The sequence below is a fragment of the Aquamicrobium sp. LC103 genome (genome assembly GCF_001014615.2).
Taxonomy (GTDB): domain Bacteria; phylum Pseudomonadota; class Alphaproteobacteria; order Rhizobiales; family Rhizobiaceae; genus LBCQ02.
Window position 1 is genome coordinate 45475 of sequence record NZ_LBCQ02000008.1, and the last position, 15479, is coordinate 60953.

At 63.7% G+C, this 15479-nt stretch carries 15 protein-coding genes; 7 read left to right on the top strand and 8 right to left on the bottom strand.

Annotation, left to right across the window (positions count from 1 at the left end; translation table 11 throughout):
* Positions 1 to 251: 251 nt before the first annotated feature.
* The 3 genes from XW59_RS16265 to XW59_RS16275 are packed head-to-tail and all read left to right on the top strand — an operon-like array spanning position 252 to position 3766.
* Positions 252 to 1286 (top strand): branched-chain amino acid ABC transporter permease, encoded by a 1035-nt coding sequence (locus tag XW59_RS16265; RefSeq protein WP_047146610.1) that lies wholly within the window; start codon positions 252 to 254, stop codon positions 1284 to 1286.
* A 3-nt stretch (positions 1287 to 1289) separates the two neighbouring features.
* On the top strand, positions 1290 to 3059 hold the full coding sequence (locus XW59_RS16270; RefSeq protein ID WP_047146609.1) for a branched-chain amino acid ABC transporter ATP-binding protein/permease: 1770 nt from the start codon (positions 1290 to 1292) through the stop codon (positions 3057 to 3059).
* Positions 3056 to 3766 (top strand): ABC transporter ATP-binding protein, encoded by a 711-nt coding sequence (locus XW59_RS16275; RefSeq protein WP_047146608.1) that lies wholly within the window; start codon positions 3056 to 3058, stop codon positions 3764 to 3766. The genes XW59_RS16270 and XW59_RS16275 overlap by 4 nt, the downstream gene beginning before the upstream one ends.
* Positions 3767 to 3782: 16 nt before the next feature.
* Here XW59_RS16275 and XW59_RS16280 read toward each other — a convergent pair whose 3' ends face one another.
* Genes XW59_RS16280 through XW59_RS16300 form a run of 5 tightly spaced genes read right to left on the bottom strand, consistent with a single transcriptional unit; the run spans position 3783 to position 7788 of the window.
* Positions 3783 to 4280 (bottom strand): hypothetical protein, encoded by a 498-nt coding sequence (locus XW59_RS16280; RefSeq protein WP_047146607.1) that lies wholly within the window; start codon positions 4278 to 4280, stop codon positions 3783 to 3785.
* 25 nt (positions 4281 to 4305) lie between these two features.
* The gene (locus tag XW59_RS16285; protein WP_047146606.1) at positions 4306 to 5040 is read right to left on the bottom strand and encodes an ABC transporter ATP-binding protein; all 735 of its coding nucleotides are present in this window, start codon (positions 5038 to 5040) and stop codon (positions 4306 to 4308) included.
* The gene (locus tag XW59_RS16290) at positions 5037 to 5873 is read right to left on the bottom strand and encodes an ABC transporter ATP-binding protein (protein WP_047146605.1); all 837 of its coding nucleotides are present in this window, start codon (positions 5871 to 5873) and stop codon (positions 5037 to 5039) included. The genes XW59_RS16285 and XW59_RS16290 overlap by 4 nt, the downstream gene beginning before the upstream one ends.
* Positions 5870 to 6775, bottom strand: coding sequence for an ABC transporter permease (locus XW59_RS16295; protein WP_047146604.1), 906 nt, complete (start codon positions 6773 to 6775; stop codon positions 5870 to 5872). Before XW59_RS16295 ends, XW59_RS16290 begins: the two co-directional genes overlap by 4 nt.
* Positions 6775 to 7788: an ABC transporter permease gene (locus tag XW59_RS16300; RefSeq protein ID WP_047146680.1), complete on the bottom strand. Its 1014-nt coding sequence runs from the start codon at positions 7786 to 7788 to the stop codon at positions 6775 to 6777. Before XW59_RS16300 ends, XW59_RS16295 begins: the two co-directional genes overlap by 1 nt.
* A gap of 205 nt (positions 7789 to 7993) precedes the next feature.
* On the opposite strand from XW59_RS16300, the gene XW59_RS16305 reads away from it, so the two are divergent.
* The 3 genes from XW59_RS16305 to XW59_RS16315 all read left to right on the top strand — a co-directional run bounded on the left by XW59_RS16305 (position 7994) and on the right by XW59_RS16315 (position 11430).
* Positions 7994 to 8674, top strand: a complete 681-nt coding sequence (locus XW59_RS16305) for an XRE family transcriptional regulator (RefSeq protein ID WP_047146603.1) — start codon at positions 7994 to 7996, stop codon at positions 8672 to 8674.
* Positions 8671 to 10260: an ABC transporter substrate-binding protein gene (locus tag XW59_RS16310; protein WP_047146602.1), complete on the top strand. Its 1590-nt coding sequence runs from the start codon at positions 8671 to 8673 to the stop codon at positions 10258 to 10260. Before XW59_RS16305 ends, XW59_RS16310 begins: the two co-directional genes overlap by 4 nt.
* A gap of 72 nt (positions 10261 to 10332) precedes the next feature.
* Entirely contained in the window at positions 10333 to 11430 is a 1098-nt protein-coding gene (locus XW59_RS16315; protein ID WP_047146601.1) for a M24 family metallopeptidase, read from the top strand.
* Between the two features lie 79 nt (positions 11431 to 11509).
* Here XW59_RS16315 and XW59_RS16320 read toward each other — a convergent pair whose 3' ends face one another.
* Genes XW59_RS16320 through XW59_RS16330 form a run of 3 tightly spaced genes read right to left on the bottom strand, consistent with a single transcriptional unit; the run spans position 11510 to position 14454 of the window.
* Positions 11510 to 12262 carry an ABC transporter ATP-binding protein gene (locus XW59_RS16320; protein WP_047146600.1) on the bottom strand — a complete coding sequence of 251 codons (753 nt, stop codon included), beginning with the start codon at positions 12260 to 12262 and terminating at the stop codon, positions 11510 to 11512.
* Positions 12256 to 13320, bottom strand: a complete 1065-nt coding sequence (locus XW59_RS16325; protein WP_047146599.1) for an iron ABC transporter permease — start codon at positions 13318 to 13320, stop codon at positions 12256 to 12258. The genes XW59_RS16320 and XW59_RS16325 overlap by 7 nt, the downstream gene beginning before the upstream one ends.
* Positions 13321 to 13323: 3 nt before the next feature.
* Positions 13324 to 14454, bottom strand: a complete 1131-nt coding sequence (locus tag XW59_RS16330) for an ABC transporter substrate-binding protein (RefSeq protein WP_047146598.1) — start codon at positions 14452 to 14454, stop codon at positions 13324 to 13326.
* Positions 14455 to 14564: 110 nt separating this feature from the next.
* On the opposite strand from XW59_RS16330, the gene XW59_RS16335 reads away from it, so the two are divergent.
* A complete protein-coding gene (locus XW59_RS16335; RefSeq protein ID WP_047146679.1) occupies positions 14565 to 15374 on the top strand; it encodes a class I SAM-dependent methyltransferase in 810 nt (269 codons plus the stop codon).
* Positions 15375 to 15479: the final 105 nt, after the last annotated feature.

Here is a 15479-nt window from a genome sequence, read left to right on the forward strand (position 1 = left end):
GTACCTTGAAATTATTTGTCTTGAGCGCTTTATCAACGGCCATTTTTCGGTTCGCTACGCGGCACCCGAATGCGTCGCCATGGCGCACCAGCGGCGATTTGCCTCGCGTCGGCCGGGACGGGTGGGCATGATGCGCTGCCGCATCCGGGCTCGAAAATTGGGATTGTTCTTGAGCGTGAAATTGTTATAGATCATTACAAGTTGCGATATCGTCCGGTTGCCCCGGCCGTGGCGATGCGGGAGGAAAAATCTTGGATTCGACGATTTTGGCCTTCCTGGTCCAGGACGGCCTGACCAATGGCGCGATCTATGCGCTGCTCGGCCTGGCGCTCGTACTGGTCTTCGCGGTGACGCGTGTGATCTTCATCCCGCAGGGCGAATTCGTTGCCTATGGGGCTCTGACGCTCGCATTGCTTGACACAGGGCGAATGCCGGGAACCGCGCTCTTGCTTCTCTGCTTCGGCCTGGCCGCGTTTCTGCTCGATCTCTGGAGCATGCGCCATCGCCCGCGCATCGGCGAGTTTTCGCGCTCGGTGCTGGTCAACCTCGTCCTGCCGGTCGCCATCTATGGCGCGACCTGGATACTCGCGCCCATGCAGTTGAACGCGGCGGTGAAGGCGTTGCTCACCATGGCGATCGTCGCGCCTATGGGGCTCTACGTTTACCGGATCGCCTACCGGCCGCTCGCCGATGCCTCGGTGCTCGTGCTTCTCATCACGTCGGTCGGCGTGCATCTCGCGATGATGGGGCTCGGGCTCGTCTTCTTCGGCGCCGAGGGCTTGCGGGCGCGCCCGTTGTCCGGCGGCAGCTTCATGCTCGGTTTTCTGCCGATCCCCGCGCAGGCGCTGTGGATCTACGGCTGCACGATCGCCGCGATGGTCGGGCTCTATGTCTTTTTCGAAAAGACACTGCTCGGCAAGGCCCTGCGGGCGACGGCCGTCAACCGGCTCGGCGCCAGGTTGGTCGGCGTGCGCACGCAACTCACCGGCGGCACCGCCTTCATCCTCGCCGCCACGATCGGCGCGGTTTCCGGCGTGCTGATCGCGCCAATAACCACGATCTACTACGACACCGGCTTCCTCATAGGTCTCAAGGGTTTCGTGGCCGCCATCATCGGCGGCCTCGCCAGCTTCCCCGTGACCGCCCTTGCCGCGCTCGGGGTCGGGTTGGTCGAGGCTTTCGCCTCCTTCTTTGCCAGCAATTTCAAGGAGATCATTGTCTTCACCCTGATCATTCCAGTCCTCATCTGGCGCTCGCTCACCACCGATCACCACGAGGAGGACTGATCGATGGCCCTCGACCGGAAAATCCTCGGAATCGTCGGCATTGTCATTGTCGCGGCGATCCCGCTTCTGCCGTTGCCGCCGTTCTGGATCACGCTGCTGAACAATATCGGGCTCGCCTCGCTGGTGGCGATCGGTCTCGTGCTCCTCACCGGCGTCGGCGGGCTGACTTCGTTCGGCCAGGCCGCGTTCTGCGGGTTCGGCGCTTACACGACGGCTGTTCTGACGACGGCCTACGGCTTCTCGCCATGGCTTACCTTGCCGCTGTCGCTGCTGGTCGGCGGTGCGGTCGCGCTGCCGCTTGGCTTGATCACGGTGCGGCTTTCCGGGCATTTCCTGCCGCTCGGCACCATCGCCTGGGGACTGGCGCTCTACTATCTTTTCGGTCAGATCGAGCTAATCGGGCGCTATGACGGCATTTCCGGCATTCCGCCGCTGGAATTGGGCGGCTACCGCTTCCTGAGCAGCGGCTCGATCTTCTATATCATCTGGGGTTTCGTCATCGCCACCGCGATCGGTACCCGCAACCTGCTGGATTCGCGCGTCGGCCGGGCAATCCGCGCGCTGCGCGGCGGCTCGCAGGCGGCCGAGGCGTTCGGCGTGGACATTGTCAGGGCCAAGCTGACGGTGTTCATCTTCGCCGGCGTGCTGGCGGCGCTTTCAGGCTGGCTCTATGCCCACATGCAACGGTCGGTGAACCCCACGCCGTTCGGCCTCAACATGGGCATCGAATATCTGCTGATGGCGGTCGTCGGCGGGGCTGGCCATGTCTGGGGGGCGATCTTCGGCGCGAGCCTCGTCCTGATCCTGAAGGACCTTCTGCAGCGTCTTTTGCCGAGCCTCATAGGTTCGACCGCGAACTACGAGATGATCGTGTTCGGCATCCTGCTCGTCGCAATCCTGCAGTTCACCCGCGACGGCCTGTGGTCGCTGGTGCTGCGGCTCGTCCCGAAATCACCGCGGCGCAAGCTTGCGGAGACGGACCGGCGGCTCGAGAAGCGCGAGATGCCCGCGGCGGGCACGCCATTGGTGCGGCTCGACCATGCACGCAAGACCTTCGGCGGCCTCGTCGCCGTCAACGATGTGAGCTTCGAGGTCAAGGCGGGGGAGATCGTCGGGCTGATCGGCCCGAACGGCGCGGGCAAAAGCACCACCTTCAATCTCATCACTGCGATCTCGCCCTTGAGCGGCGGCGGCATCGCCTATGGCGGCAGGAAGCTCGAAACGCTCAGCCCAGGCCAGGTGGCCCGGCAGGGCATCGCGCGCACTTTCCAGCACGCCAAGATCCTGCCCGACATGACGGTCCTCGAAAACGTCGCCCTCGGCGCGCATCTGCGCGGCTCATCGGGCGTGGCGCGTTGCTTCCTGAGACTTGATCGGGCGGAAGAGGCGGTGCTGCTCGCGGAGGCGGAGCGACAGCTCGAAAGGGTCGGTCTTGCCGCGTATCGCGATCGGCCGGCAGGCGATCTGGCGCTTGGCCAGATACGCATCCTGGAGATCGCGCGGGCGCTCTCGCTCGATCCGGCGCTGCTGCTGCTCGACGAACCGGCGGCGGGCCTGCGCCACGGCGAGAAGCAGGAACTTTCCGACCTCCTGAAGAGATTGCGGGCCGAAGGTGTCGGCGTGCTGCTGGTCGAACACGACATGAGCTTCGTCATGGGGCTCGTCGATCATCTCGTCGTGCTCGATTTCGGCACGCTGATCGCCGAGGGCAAGCCCGCCGACGTCAGGCAGCACCCGGCCGTGCTGGCCGCTTATCTCGGAGGCGTGTCATGAGCCTGCTTCTCGAACTGCGCGACATCCGCGTCTCCTATGGCAAGGCCGAGGTGCTGCACGGCGTCTCGTTCGGCATGGAGCGAGGCAAGATCGTGACCGTGATCGGCGCGAACGGTGCGGGCAAGACGACACTGCTCAACGCGGCGATGGGCATCGTGCCGTCGACGGGAACGATCCTCTACGAGGGCGCTGCCGTCCCGGCCACGGTCGAGGCGCGGGTCGCCGCCGGCATGTGCCTGGTGTCGGAGAAGCGCGAGCTCTTCGCCACGATGAGCGTCGAGGACAATATGGAACTCGGCGGATTTTTGCGCAGCGGCGTGGAACGGGCCGAGACGCTGGCCGACCTCTATCAGCGCTTTCCGCGGCTCGCCGAGCGGCGCAAGCAGTTGGCCGGGACGCTTTCGGGCGGCGAGCGCCAGATGCTCGCCCTCGCGCGCGCTCTGATGAGCCGACCGCGACTGCTGCTGCTCGACGAGCCGAGCCTGGGTCTCGCGCCGCGCATCGTCGCAGAAATCCTCGGCATCGTCTCTGAGCTCAGAATGGCGGGTGTTTCCATCCTGCTGGTGGAGCAGAACGCGCGCGCCGCGCTCGAGATCGCCGACGAGGCGCATCTGATGGAGCTGGGCGAGATCCGCCGCTCGGGCCCGGCCGCTTCGATGGCGGCCGATCCCGCAGTGGTGGAAAGCTATCTGGGAACCGGCGCGTAAACCCGCTGGTGCCGCTTCAACTCCGCGCCAATGCGCAGGCGAGCTTGGCTGGGATCGAGATGTGCCTCTCGATCAGCGACACGCGCTCCGGCGTGTAATGGCCCTCGACATCGAGGATGTTGACGGTGGCGACGAGCACGCCGCGGAGTACGACGGGAATGTTGACGACGGACTGGCAGCCGAGCGAGTCGATCAGCTCGTAATCGGGAAACACCTTGGCGATATCCGCGATCGTGTTGGCGACGAAATAGCGCCGCTCGCGGTGGACGATATCAAACCAGTCATTGTACCTGATCGGCTTGGTGCCGGAAGCGGGATAGTTTTCCGGATCGCTCGTATAGGCGCGACGGGCAAGCCCGGCCTCCATGTCCACCGTCATCACCGTGAAGAGCTTGGCTCCGACGATGGTGCGGGCAAGCGTCTGCAAGGCAAGATAAGCCTCGTCGGCGGACTGCGCCTTGGTTACGGCGTCGTCGAAGGCGGCGTTCGCCGCGTCGATGTCGATGGGAAGCATTGAGGACGGTCCTTGGGTTGGTATTTCAGACGCCGCCGCTGGCGGTGAAGAGCTCGCGCGAGTAGGGCTCCGCGAACGCGCCTTTCTTGAGCTGGTCGACATTGGCGACCTCGACGATCCTTCCCTGCCGCATGACGGCGAGCCGTTCGCAGAGGAAGGAGACGACTGGCAGGTTATGCGTCACCAGCAGGAAGGTCAGGTTCTGCTCGCGCCGCAGTCGCTTCAGGAGATTGAGGATCTCCGCCTGCACCGAAACGTCGAGCGCCGACGTCGGTTCGTCGAGCAGCAGTATGCGCGGCTCCAGCATCAGCGCCCTTGCGATCGCCACGCGCTGGCGCTGGCCACCGGAAAGCTGGTGCGGAAAGCGGAAACGGAACCTCCTGTCGAGGCCCACCGCCTTCAGCATTTCCTCCACGCGCTCGTCGCGATTGCCGAAGCCGTGGATGGCGAGCGGCTCCGACAGAGTCGCGTCGATCGTCTTGCGCGGATGGATGGAGCCGTAGGGATCCTGGAACACCATCTGACAGTCGCGCACTTTGGCCTTGTCTATGCCGTGGCCGCGCGGGCGCCCCAGCAGCTCGATCCTGCCGGTCCATTCCGGGGCAAGCCCGGCGATGGCGCGAAGGACGGTCGATTTACCCGAACCGCTCTCTCCGACCAGTGCAAAGCTCTCGCCCTCGGCGATATCGAGCGAGATGCCGTGGGTGATCCGGGTCTCGCCGTAGGAGATGTCGAGATTTTCGAGTCTGATCGCGCTCATGTGCCGCCCCAGGATGCGCGGTCGAGAACGGGCAGTTCCTCGCGGGTTTCGTCTAGGCGCGGCATGGCGGCAAGCAGACCTCGGGTATAGGGATGGGACGCATCGGCAAGCTCGCTGGCCGCGCACTCCTCGACCACCCGACCCGAATTCATTACCAATATCCGGTCGCAATAGCGCGAGACGAGGTTGAGGTCGTGGCTGATGAAGATCAGCCCCATGCCCTTCGTCCTGATGAGATCGTCGATGATGTCGAGTACCTGCGACTGCACCGACACGTCGAGCGCCGAAGTCGGTTCGTCGGCGATCAGCAGGTCCGGCTCGGGGATCAGCATCATTGCGATCATGATGCGTTGGCCCATGCCGCCGGAGACTTCATGCGGGTAGAGACGGGAAACCCGTTCAGGGTCGTCGATGCGCACCGCCTCGAGCATCGACAGAACGCGCGCCTTCCTTTCGCCTTTCGAAAGCCGGGCGTGAAACCTGAGCGCCTCGGCGATCTGGTCGCCAACGGTCATCACCGGATTGAGCGAGAACTTCGGATCCTGCATCACCATGGAGATGCGCGCGCCGCGTATGGCACGCATCTGCCTCTCGCTTTGGCCGAGCAGGTCGACGCCGTCGAACGTCATCCGGTCGGCGGTGACCTTGCCGGGCGAACGGATGAGCTTCAGGATCGAGCGTCCGGTCATCGACTTGCCCGAGCCGCTTTCGCCGACGATGCCCAGTCGCTCGCGTCCGAGCGTGAAGGAGATGCCCTTGACCACCTCGACCCGGCCGTGGGCGGTCGGGAACGACACCCGCAGGTTTTCAAGTTCCAGCAGCGGCGCGCTCAATACTTGTCTCCCTGCTTGGGGTCGAGCACGTCGCGCAGCCCGTCGCCGAGGAAGCAGAAGCCGAGGCTCACGACGATGATGGCGATACCCGGCATCGTCGCCACCCACCACTGGTCGAGAATGAAGGCGCGTCCGCGCGAGATCATCGCCCCCCACTCGGGCAGGGGCGGCTGTGCGCCGAGCCCGAGGAAGCCGAGGCCCGCCGCCGTCAGGATGATGCCGGCCATGTCGAGCGTCACGCGAATGATCATGGAGGAGGTGCAGAGCGGCAGGATGTGGCGGACGATGACGCGCGCCGCCGAGGCGCCCTGAAGCTGTAAGGCCGAGATGAATTCGGAATTGCGGAAGGTCAGCGTCTCGGCCCGCGCGATACGCGCATAGGCCGGCCAGGTGGTGATCGCGATGGCGATGATGGCGTTGTTGATGCCAGGCCCCAGCGCGGCGACGAAGGCGAGCGCTAGGATCAGCTTTGGCAGCGACAGGAAGATGTCGGTGACGCCCATCAGCAGGCGGTCGACCCAGCCGCCGAAATAGCCGGAGACGGCGCCGATCAGAAGTCCGAGCGGGGCGGCGATGACGGCGACCAGGAGCACGATGGTGAGCGTGATCTGCGATCCGTAGATCACGCGCGAGAAGATGTCGCGGCCGAGTTCGTCGGTGCCCATCCAGTGTTCGGCGCCGGGTGGCAGCAGCCGGTTGGAAAGGTTCTGGCCGGTCGCGGAATAGGGCGCGATCCACGGCGCGAACAAGGCCGTGACGACAAGGACGAGGATGATGATGGCGCCGATCACGGTAAGCGGATTGCGCAGCAGCGCCGCTGATATGCGGTAGGTTCGGCCGAGATTGGCCTGCAGCCGTGACGAGGGCGAATCCGCCAGAAGCCAGTTGCGCGCGGAAGCCATCAGCGGGCCCTCGGGTCGAGGACGCGGTAGAGTACGTCCGAAATCTTGTTGATGAGGATGAAGACGGCACCGATGACCAGCGTGGCGCCGAGCACCGCGTTCATGTCGGCATTGAGCAACGCACTGGTGAGATAGTTGCCGATGCCGGGCCAGGAGAAAACCGTCTCGATCATCACGGAGCCTTCGAGCAGGCCGGCATAGGAAAGCGCGATCACCGTGATGAGCTGGATGCGGATCGGATAGAAGGCGTGACGCCAGATGACGACGCGCTCCGGCACGCCCTTCACGCGCGCAGTGGTGACGAATTCCTGGCTCAACTGGTCGAGCATGAAGGATCGCGTCATGCGCGCGATGTAGGCGAGCGAGAAAAAGCCCAGCACGGAGGCCGGCAGGACCAGGTGCCAGATCGCGTTGCGGAAGACGTCGAAGTCGCCGGCGAGCAGGCTGTCGATCAGCATGATGCCGGTCACGTAAGGCACCAGCCCGTCATAGAATATGTCGAGCCGGCCCGGGCCGCCGACCCAGCGCAGATGTGCGTAGAAGAGCGCGAGGCCGACAAGGCCCAGCCAGAAGGCCGGCACCGAATATCCGAGCAGTCCGAGCACCCGGATGCCCTGGTCGACGAAGCTTCCCTGCCGCGAGGCGGCGATGACGCCCATCGGCACGCCGAGAGCGACGCCGATGATGATGCCGAGCGTGGCCATCTCCAGTGTGGCGGGAAACACGCGGCCGAGATCGGAGAGCACGGGCCGGCCGGTCGAAACGGACGTTCCGAAATTTCCGGTGAGGATGTCGCCGACATAAGAGAGGAATTGCACCGGCAGCGGCCGGTCGAGTCCCATGGCGACGCGCGCCGCCTCGTAAGTCTGGGCCGATGCGCGATCCCCGACGACCGCCAGGACGGGATCGATCGGAATGATACGGCCGATGAAGAAGGTGATCGCAAGCAGGCCGAGAAAGGTCAGCGCGAGGGTCAGGCAGAACCAGAAAACCGCGCTCACCGCGCGCTTCAGTCGCCGGCTTCCGCTGCCGGAAGGCGGGGATAAAGTTGGTTCCGGCCCAATCCGGGTATCGAGCGACACCTGCGTAATTCTCCTTGCAAATCAATCAAATAGATCGGTGAGTTCATGCATCTTGGCCGCGTATTTTGCGACACATTTTTGTTGGAACATACAAGAAAGTTTGCTTATATCAAAAAAATTTTGATGGAGGTATATCGTGGCGGTTGGCGGATCGGCCAGATCCGAGCAGGAAGGCCATCCCAAGGTGGGTGCGCTCATTCGCGCGCGCCGCAAGCAACAGCGGCTGACCCTGCAGGAACTCGGCGGCGCCGCGGAGGTATCCGTGGGCTATCTCAGCCAAGTGGAGCGCGATCAGGCGACGCCGTCGCTCGGTACGCTCGCGCAGATCGCCCGGGCGCTTGGCGTCGGCGTCGATTATTTCATCGCCGCGCCCAGCGCGGAGGATGCCCACACGCGTTCCGACGAGCGCAAGCGCTTCTCGATCGACGGCTCGTCGATCGTCTATGAACGGCTCAGCGCCGAATTTCCCGGCAACATGCTTTCCTCCTTCATCATGACCGTGCCGCCGGGATACAGGTCGGAAACCGTCAGCCATGAAGGCGAGGAAATTCTATTTGTCCTCGAAGGCGCGATCACGCAGGTGCTCGACGGGCATGAAATGGTGATGACGGCCGGAGACAGCCTGCATTTTCGCGGCAATCAGCCACACTCCTGGTCGAATCACACGAACGAGTCCGCCAAGCTTTTGTGGACGGGATCGCTCGTGCTGTTCCGTTCGGTGGCGACCTCAAAGGTCCTGCCTGACTCTCAAAAGAAGCCCGCGCGAAAGCGGGCCGTTTCGAACCCATCCGTAAAACCAAAGGAGAAACACTCATGAAGCTCTTTAGAGCTGCCTTGCTCGCGACGGCGCTCGTGCTGCCGTCGGCAACCGTCTCGAGTTTTGCCGCGACCCCGGCCGGTGTGCTCGTCGTCGCCCAGAACATCGACGACATCGTCGCGATCGATCCCGCCCAGGCCTATGAGTTCACGTCGGGCGAGCTCGTCACCAACGTCTATGACCGCCTCGTTCAATATGACGCCGAGGATACCACCGTGCTCGCACCCGGCCTTGCGAGCGCCTGGGAAGCGGACGACGCCAACAAGACGATCACCTTCACCATGCGCGAGCGCGCGACCTTCCATTCCGGCAATCCGGTGCGCGCCGAAGACGTGGTCTTCTCCTTCAAGCGCGTGATCGCGCTCAACCTCACGCCGGCGTTCATCCTGGCCCAGCTTGGCTGGACCCCGGAGAACATCGAGGAGATGGTCACCGCCGATGGCGACAAGGTGACGGTGCGCTACGAAGGCGCCTTCTCGTCCGCCTTCGTGCTCAACGTTCTCGCCTCGCGCCCGGCCTCGATCGTCGACGAGGTTACGGCCATGGAGAACGAGACCAACGGCGACATGGGCAACGCCTGGCTCAACGCCAATTCGGCCGGCTCGGGTCCGTTCCGCCTCTCCGCCTATCGGCCGGCGGAGATCATTCGGTTGGAAGCCAATGCCGAGTATTTCAAGGGCGCGCCCGAGATCACCTCGGTGATCATCCGTCATGTCGCCGAAGCCGCTACCCAGCAATTGCTGCTCGAAACCGGAGACGTCGATCTCGCGCGCAATCTGACGCCCGACCAGATCGGCGGCATCAAGCGGGACGCTATAAAGATCGAGACCTTCCCGCAGGCGGCCGTCCACTTCCTGTCCTTCAACCAGAAGGTCGAGGCGCTGCAGCCCGAGGCGCTGTGGGAGGCCTCGCGCTATCTCGTCGACTACAAAGGCATGACCGACACCTTCCTCAAGGGCCAGATGGAAATCCATCAGGCCTTTTGGCCGAAGGGCTTCCCGGGTGCGCTGACGGATACGCCCTTCTCCTACGATCCGGAAAAGGCCAAGGAAATCCTCAGCGAGGCGGGCGTCGAGACACCGATCACCGTCACGCTCGACGTGATCAATTCCACTCCGTTCACGGACATGGCCCAGTCGCTGCAGGCGACCTTCGCCGATGCCGGGATCAATTTCGAGATCCTGCCCGGCACCGCCGCCCAGGTGATCACCAAGTACCGCGAGCGCAGCCACCAGGCGATGCTGCTCTACTGGGGTCCCGACTTCATGGACCCGCATTCGAACGCCAAGGCCTTCGCCTATAATTCCGACAACAGCGACGGCTCCTACGCCGCGACCACCACCTGGCGCAATGCATGGGCGGTGCCGGACGAGATGAATAAGGAGACGATGGCCGCGCTCGCCGAGGCAGACCCGGAGAAGCGCAACGAGACCTATCTCGATCTCCAGAAAAAGGTGCAGGAGAATTCGCCGATCGTCATCATGTTCCAGGCGACCTATCAGGTCGCGATGGCCGAGAATGTCGACGGCTACGTCAATGGCGCGACGTCCGACTTTGTCTACTATCGTCTGGTGACGAAGGACTGATTGTCAAAAAGCACCTTGGAGCCGCCCCGACGGGCGGCTCCTTCGTTTTGATTCCTGCCTTCGAGGTTTGCCATGCCTGTTTCCTATTCCGACCGTATCGCAGGACTGCGTGCCCGTATGAAAGTGACGGGCACTGACCTCGTCGCCATCGGACCTTCGAGCCAGATGGTCTGGCTGGCCGGGCTTTCTCCGCACGGAGACGAGCGGCCCGTCATGCTCCTGGTCACGCAGGGCTATGCCGGGTTCCTGATGCCGGCGCTGAACGTCGACAGCTCACGCAAGCACACCGATCTGCCGATGTTCGCGTGGTCCGACGCGGAAGGGCCGCAGGCAGCGCTCGACGAGCTGCTGAAGGCCTGCGCGATCGACCGAAGCAATGTCGGCGTCGTTCTCGACGAGACCATGCGCGCCGACTTCGCGCTTCTCCTGCTCGACGCGCTGCCGGGCGCGCGGCGCAGCTTCACCGGAGAGACCGTTTCCTTCCTGCGTGCCCGGAAGGACCAGGACGAGTATCGCGTGCTCAAGGCCGGCGCCATCATCAATGATCGTGCCATGCAGGCCGGTTTCGAGGCGCTGCGGCCAGGCGTCACCGAGCTCGAAGTGGCGGAGGCGATCAGAGACGCCTTCAAGTCGCAAGGGGCCGCGCCTTTGTTCACCAGCGTCTGTTTCGGCGCCAATGGAGCCTTCCCGCATCACCACACCGGCGGCACGGCGCTGAAAGCCGGCGAGGCGGTGCTGCTCGACATCGGCGGTCGCTTCCAGGACTATTCGAGCGACATGACGCGTGTCGCTCATAGCGGTGGGCCCGGCACCGCGTTCCAGAGGATCCATGGCATCGTCGAGGCGGCGGTCGATGCCGCGCTGGCGGCCGCCCGACCCGGCGCTCCCGCCAGCGCGGTCGACAAAGCCGCTCGCGACGTGATCGCGGCTGCGGGTTATGGCGACCATTTCGTCCACCGCACCGGCCATGGGCTCGGCCTCGATACGCACGAGCCACCCTACATCACAGCCACCGAAGAGACGGTGTTGGAGGAAGGCATGGTGTTCTCCATCGAGCCAGGGATCTATCTTCCCGGCAAGTTCGGCATGCGGCTCGAGGAGATCGTCATCCTGCGCAAGGATGGGCCCGAAATTCTCTCCGAACTGACCCGGGCGCCGTTCCTCTTCTGAAATGGAGTAGCGGTGCGGCGTTCAAGCTAGAACCCGCCGGTAGCGCCGGCGGGTTTCGTTCATCAAGCGGAGCCGAGGATCAGGCAGTTCCGTCGACGAGGATGAAGGGCTGCCCTTTCGAGCAGGTCTCGATGCGGGCGGTGACCTTGTAGATGTCGCGCAGCATTTCGGGCGTGATTACCTCGTCGCTCGGGCCGCTCGCGGCCATCGCGCCCTCGGCAATGACGATGGTGTTCTCGCAATAGCGGAGCGCATGGTTGAGATCGTGAAGCGCGATCAGAACGATCATGCCCCTTCGGCGCGCGAGGCTGGACACGAAATCGAGAACCTCGACCTGCCGGTGCAGGTCGAGCGCGGAGGTCGGCTCGTCCATCAGGAGCACTTCCGGCTTTCGCACGAGCGCCTGGGCCAGCGAGACGAGCTGGCGTTGTCCGCCGGAAAGTTCGCCGAGGCCGCGGAAGGCAAGATCCTCGATGCGCAGCGCTTTGAGGATATCGTCGATCTCGGCCAGTTCGCCGTCATGGACCTTCCAGCCGCCGCCCTGCTTGGCCGAGAGGAGGACCGATTCATAGACCGTCAGCACCGCGTTTGCGCCGGTGTCCTGCGGCATGTAGCAGATGGTGCGCGAACCATGCTCGGTCTGCGACAAGGTGACGAGGCCGGGGCCGGAGATCAGATCGGCGATGCGCTTGAAGAGCGTCGACTTTCCCGCGGCGTTCGGGCCGATCACGGCGGTGACGCTGCCGCTCTCCAGCGTATCCATGCTGACATCGGCGAGGACGGTCCTGCGTCCGTATTTGGCGCCGACGTCCTTGAGGGCGAGCCCTACCATGCCCGTCTCCTGTTGCTGAAGATCAGGATGAAGAAGAACGGCACGCCGACGAGCGCGGTGATGACGCCGATCGGCAGGACGGCGCCGGGGATCAGCATCTTGCTGACGACCGACGTCGTCGAAAGCAGAAGCGCGCCGCAGATGACGGAGCCCGGCAGGAAGAAGCGCTGGTCCTCGCCGACCAGCATGCGGGCGATGTGCGGACCGACGAGGCCGACGAAGCCGATCGTACCGACGAAGGAAACGGGGATGGCGGCCAGCAGAGAAACGAGCATCATGGTTTCGAGCCGCAGCCGGCGGACGTTGACGCCCATGCTGGCAGCCTTGTCGTCGCCGAGGCGCAGCGCCGTCAGCGCCCAGGCATTGCGCATGAACAGCGGTACGACGGCGATCAGGATCGCGCCGGTGAACCAAACTTTCGGCCAGGTCGCTTTGGTCAGGCTACCCATGGTCCAGAATACGACCGCGGCAAGCGCCTGTTCGGAGGCAAGGTATTGGAGCAGCGAGAGCGCGGCGTTGAAGGTGAAGACCAGCGCGATGCCGAGCAGCACGATGGTCTCGACGCTGACGCCGCGCATCGTGGAGGCGAAGTGGATGAACATTGCCGCCGCCATCGCCATCAGAAAGGCGTTGAGCGGAACCATGTACTGCACCGCGCCGGGCAGGATCGCTACGCCCGCGACGAGCGCGAGCGCGGCGCCGAAGCTCGCCGCGGCGGAAATGCCGAGCGTGAAGGGACTGGCGAGCGGGTTCGACAGGATGGTCTGCATCTGCGCGCCGGCCACCGAGAGCGAGGCACCCACCGTCACGGCCATCAGCGCGATCGGCATGCGGATGTCCCAGATGACGACCCTGAGTTGGTTGCCGGCGGTAGCCGGGTCCAACAGCGCGGAAAGAACCTCGCTCAACCGGTAGTTGGCGGGTCCGAGCGCCATGTCGACGGCGACGCTGGCCGCGAGCGCTATGGTAAGCAGGGCAAGAATGACGATGCGTCTAAAGGCAAGGGCGCGATACTGATCGCGCCCCGTCACCTCCGCAGGAATAGCCTCGCTGGCCATGCCTCATTCGTCCCTGAGCGAGACGAAGTATCCCGGCTTGTATTCGAGCGGCAGGAAGCGGGCGTGCAGTTCCTTGAAGGTCGCCTCCGGATCGAGATCCTCGAACAGTTCCGGATGCAGCCATTTGGCGATCTCCTGGATTGCGACGAACTGATAGGGATTGTTGTAGAACTGGTGCCAGATGGCGTGGACGTTGCCGTCCTCCACGGCCTTCACACCGGTGAAGGCCGGTCGCTTGGTCAGGTTCTCCAGCTTGCGGCGGGCTTCCTTCAGGTCGGCACCGTAGCCGACGCCCACCCAGTCTCCTCCCGGCACGTAACCATCCCAATTGCCGCCGGTGATGATGATCTGATCCGGGTTGGACGCGATGACCTGCTCGGGATTCACCGTGCCGAAAGTGCCCGGAATGATGTCCTTGGCCATGTTGATGCCGCCGGCGATCTCGGCCATCTTGCCGAAATTCTCGTTGCCGAAGGACATGCAGCAATCGTCCGAGTATCCGCCCGCCCGCTCGACGAAGACGAGCGGTTTCTTCGGGTTCTCCTTTTCGAGAACGTCGGTGACGCGCTTGATGGCGTCGGCGCGGAATTTGATGAATTCCTCGGCCACGCCCTCCTTGCCCATCAGCTTGCCCATGATGCGCATGCTCGGTTCGGTGTTCTCCATCGGCTTTTCGCGGAAGTCGACATAAACGAGCGGAATACCGACCTTGGCGAGCTTCTCGATGTAGCCGGATTCCTCCGTTGCCGTCTTGGCGTCGATGTTCATCAGGATGACGTCGGGCTTGAGCGCGACGGCCTGCTCGATGTCGAAGGTGCCTTCCTTCATGCCGCCGAAAGTGGGCAGCTTGGCGATGTCCGGATATTTGGCGAGGTAGGCCTCGTAGGATTCAGGGTCCGCCTTTGCCAGATCGTCGCGCCAGCCGACCACGTGTTGAAAAGGTGCTTCCTTGTCGAGGGCGGCCAGGAAGTAGATCTGCCGGCCTTCGCCGAGGATCATGTGCTTTACCGGCGCGTCGACCTGGACCTCGCGCCCGGTCACGTCCGTTACGGTGATTTCGTCGGCCAGGGTGGGCCATGCCGTCGACACGACGAGGGCCATTGCAAGGACGGTTGATCTGCCGGTAAAGCGCATCGTGATTTTCTCCGATGGGAACTGCGGGCGCTCTATTATTTTGTGAATGGCGCAGTCAAGTTTTATCTTTTAGAGCGGTTCGAAGGTGACGAGCGCCAAGGTTGGATGCGATGGTCGATATCAATGAAAACGGGAAAAACTACGGTCTGCGCGACGAGATCAAGACCTACTGGTCGGCGCGCGCGGCAACCTTCGACCTCTCGCCAGGCCATGAGATTTTTTCGGAAACGGAGCGGGAGGCGTGGCGGCGGCTGGTGCTGAAGCATCTCGGCGAGGGGCAGGGCAGGGACGCTCTCGATCTCGCCAGCGGAACCGGTGTCTTTTCCCACCTGATGGACGATCTCGGCTATCGCGTGACCGGTCTCGACTGGGCGGAGCCGATGCTGGAGCGTGCGAAGGCAAAAGCGCGGCAGCGGGAACGGTTGATCAGCTTCCGCCTCGGAGACGCCGAAAACACCATGGAGAACGACAACGCTTATGACGTGATCGTGAACCGCCATTTGGTCTGGACCCTCGTCGATCCGAAAGCGGCCTTCGCCGAATGGCTGCGTGTCCTGAAGCCGGGCGGGCGACTGCTGATCATCGACGGCGACTTCGTGAATGTCGGCCTTGCCGAAAGACTGTTGAAGCGTCTTGCCGACAGGCTGCAGCGGCTCGGGCTGCTGAAGCCGGACCCGTTGCATGCTCCGGCGGAACTCATGGAAACGCACAAGAGCATCGTTTCAAGGGTCTATTTTTCCGACGGGGCGCGAGCCGAGGCCGTCGCCGCCATGCTTCGGGAAACGGGGTTCGAGCGGGTCGCCGTCGATACCGACCTGCGCGCCATCCATCGCGCCCAGGCGAAACACTGGAACCTGCTGAAGGGGCTCGCCCGCGGTGTCCAGCACCGTTACGCGATCTCGGCCGAAAAGCCGGCATAGCTCGTTCGACGCTTCCAGCTCCGCCGGCCGCCCAGCACGCCGGATTCAAATACCAAGCGACGGTGAAATCCTATATATTCTTCCCCTTCCGATGAGGGGAGGAAG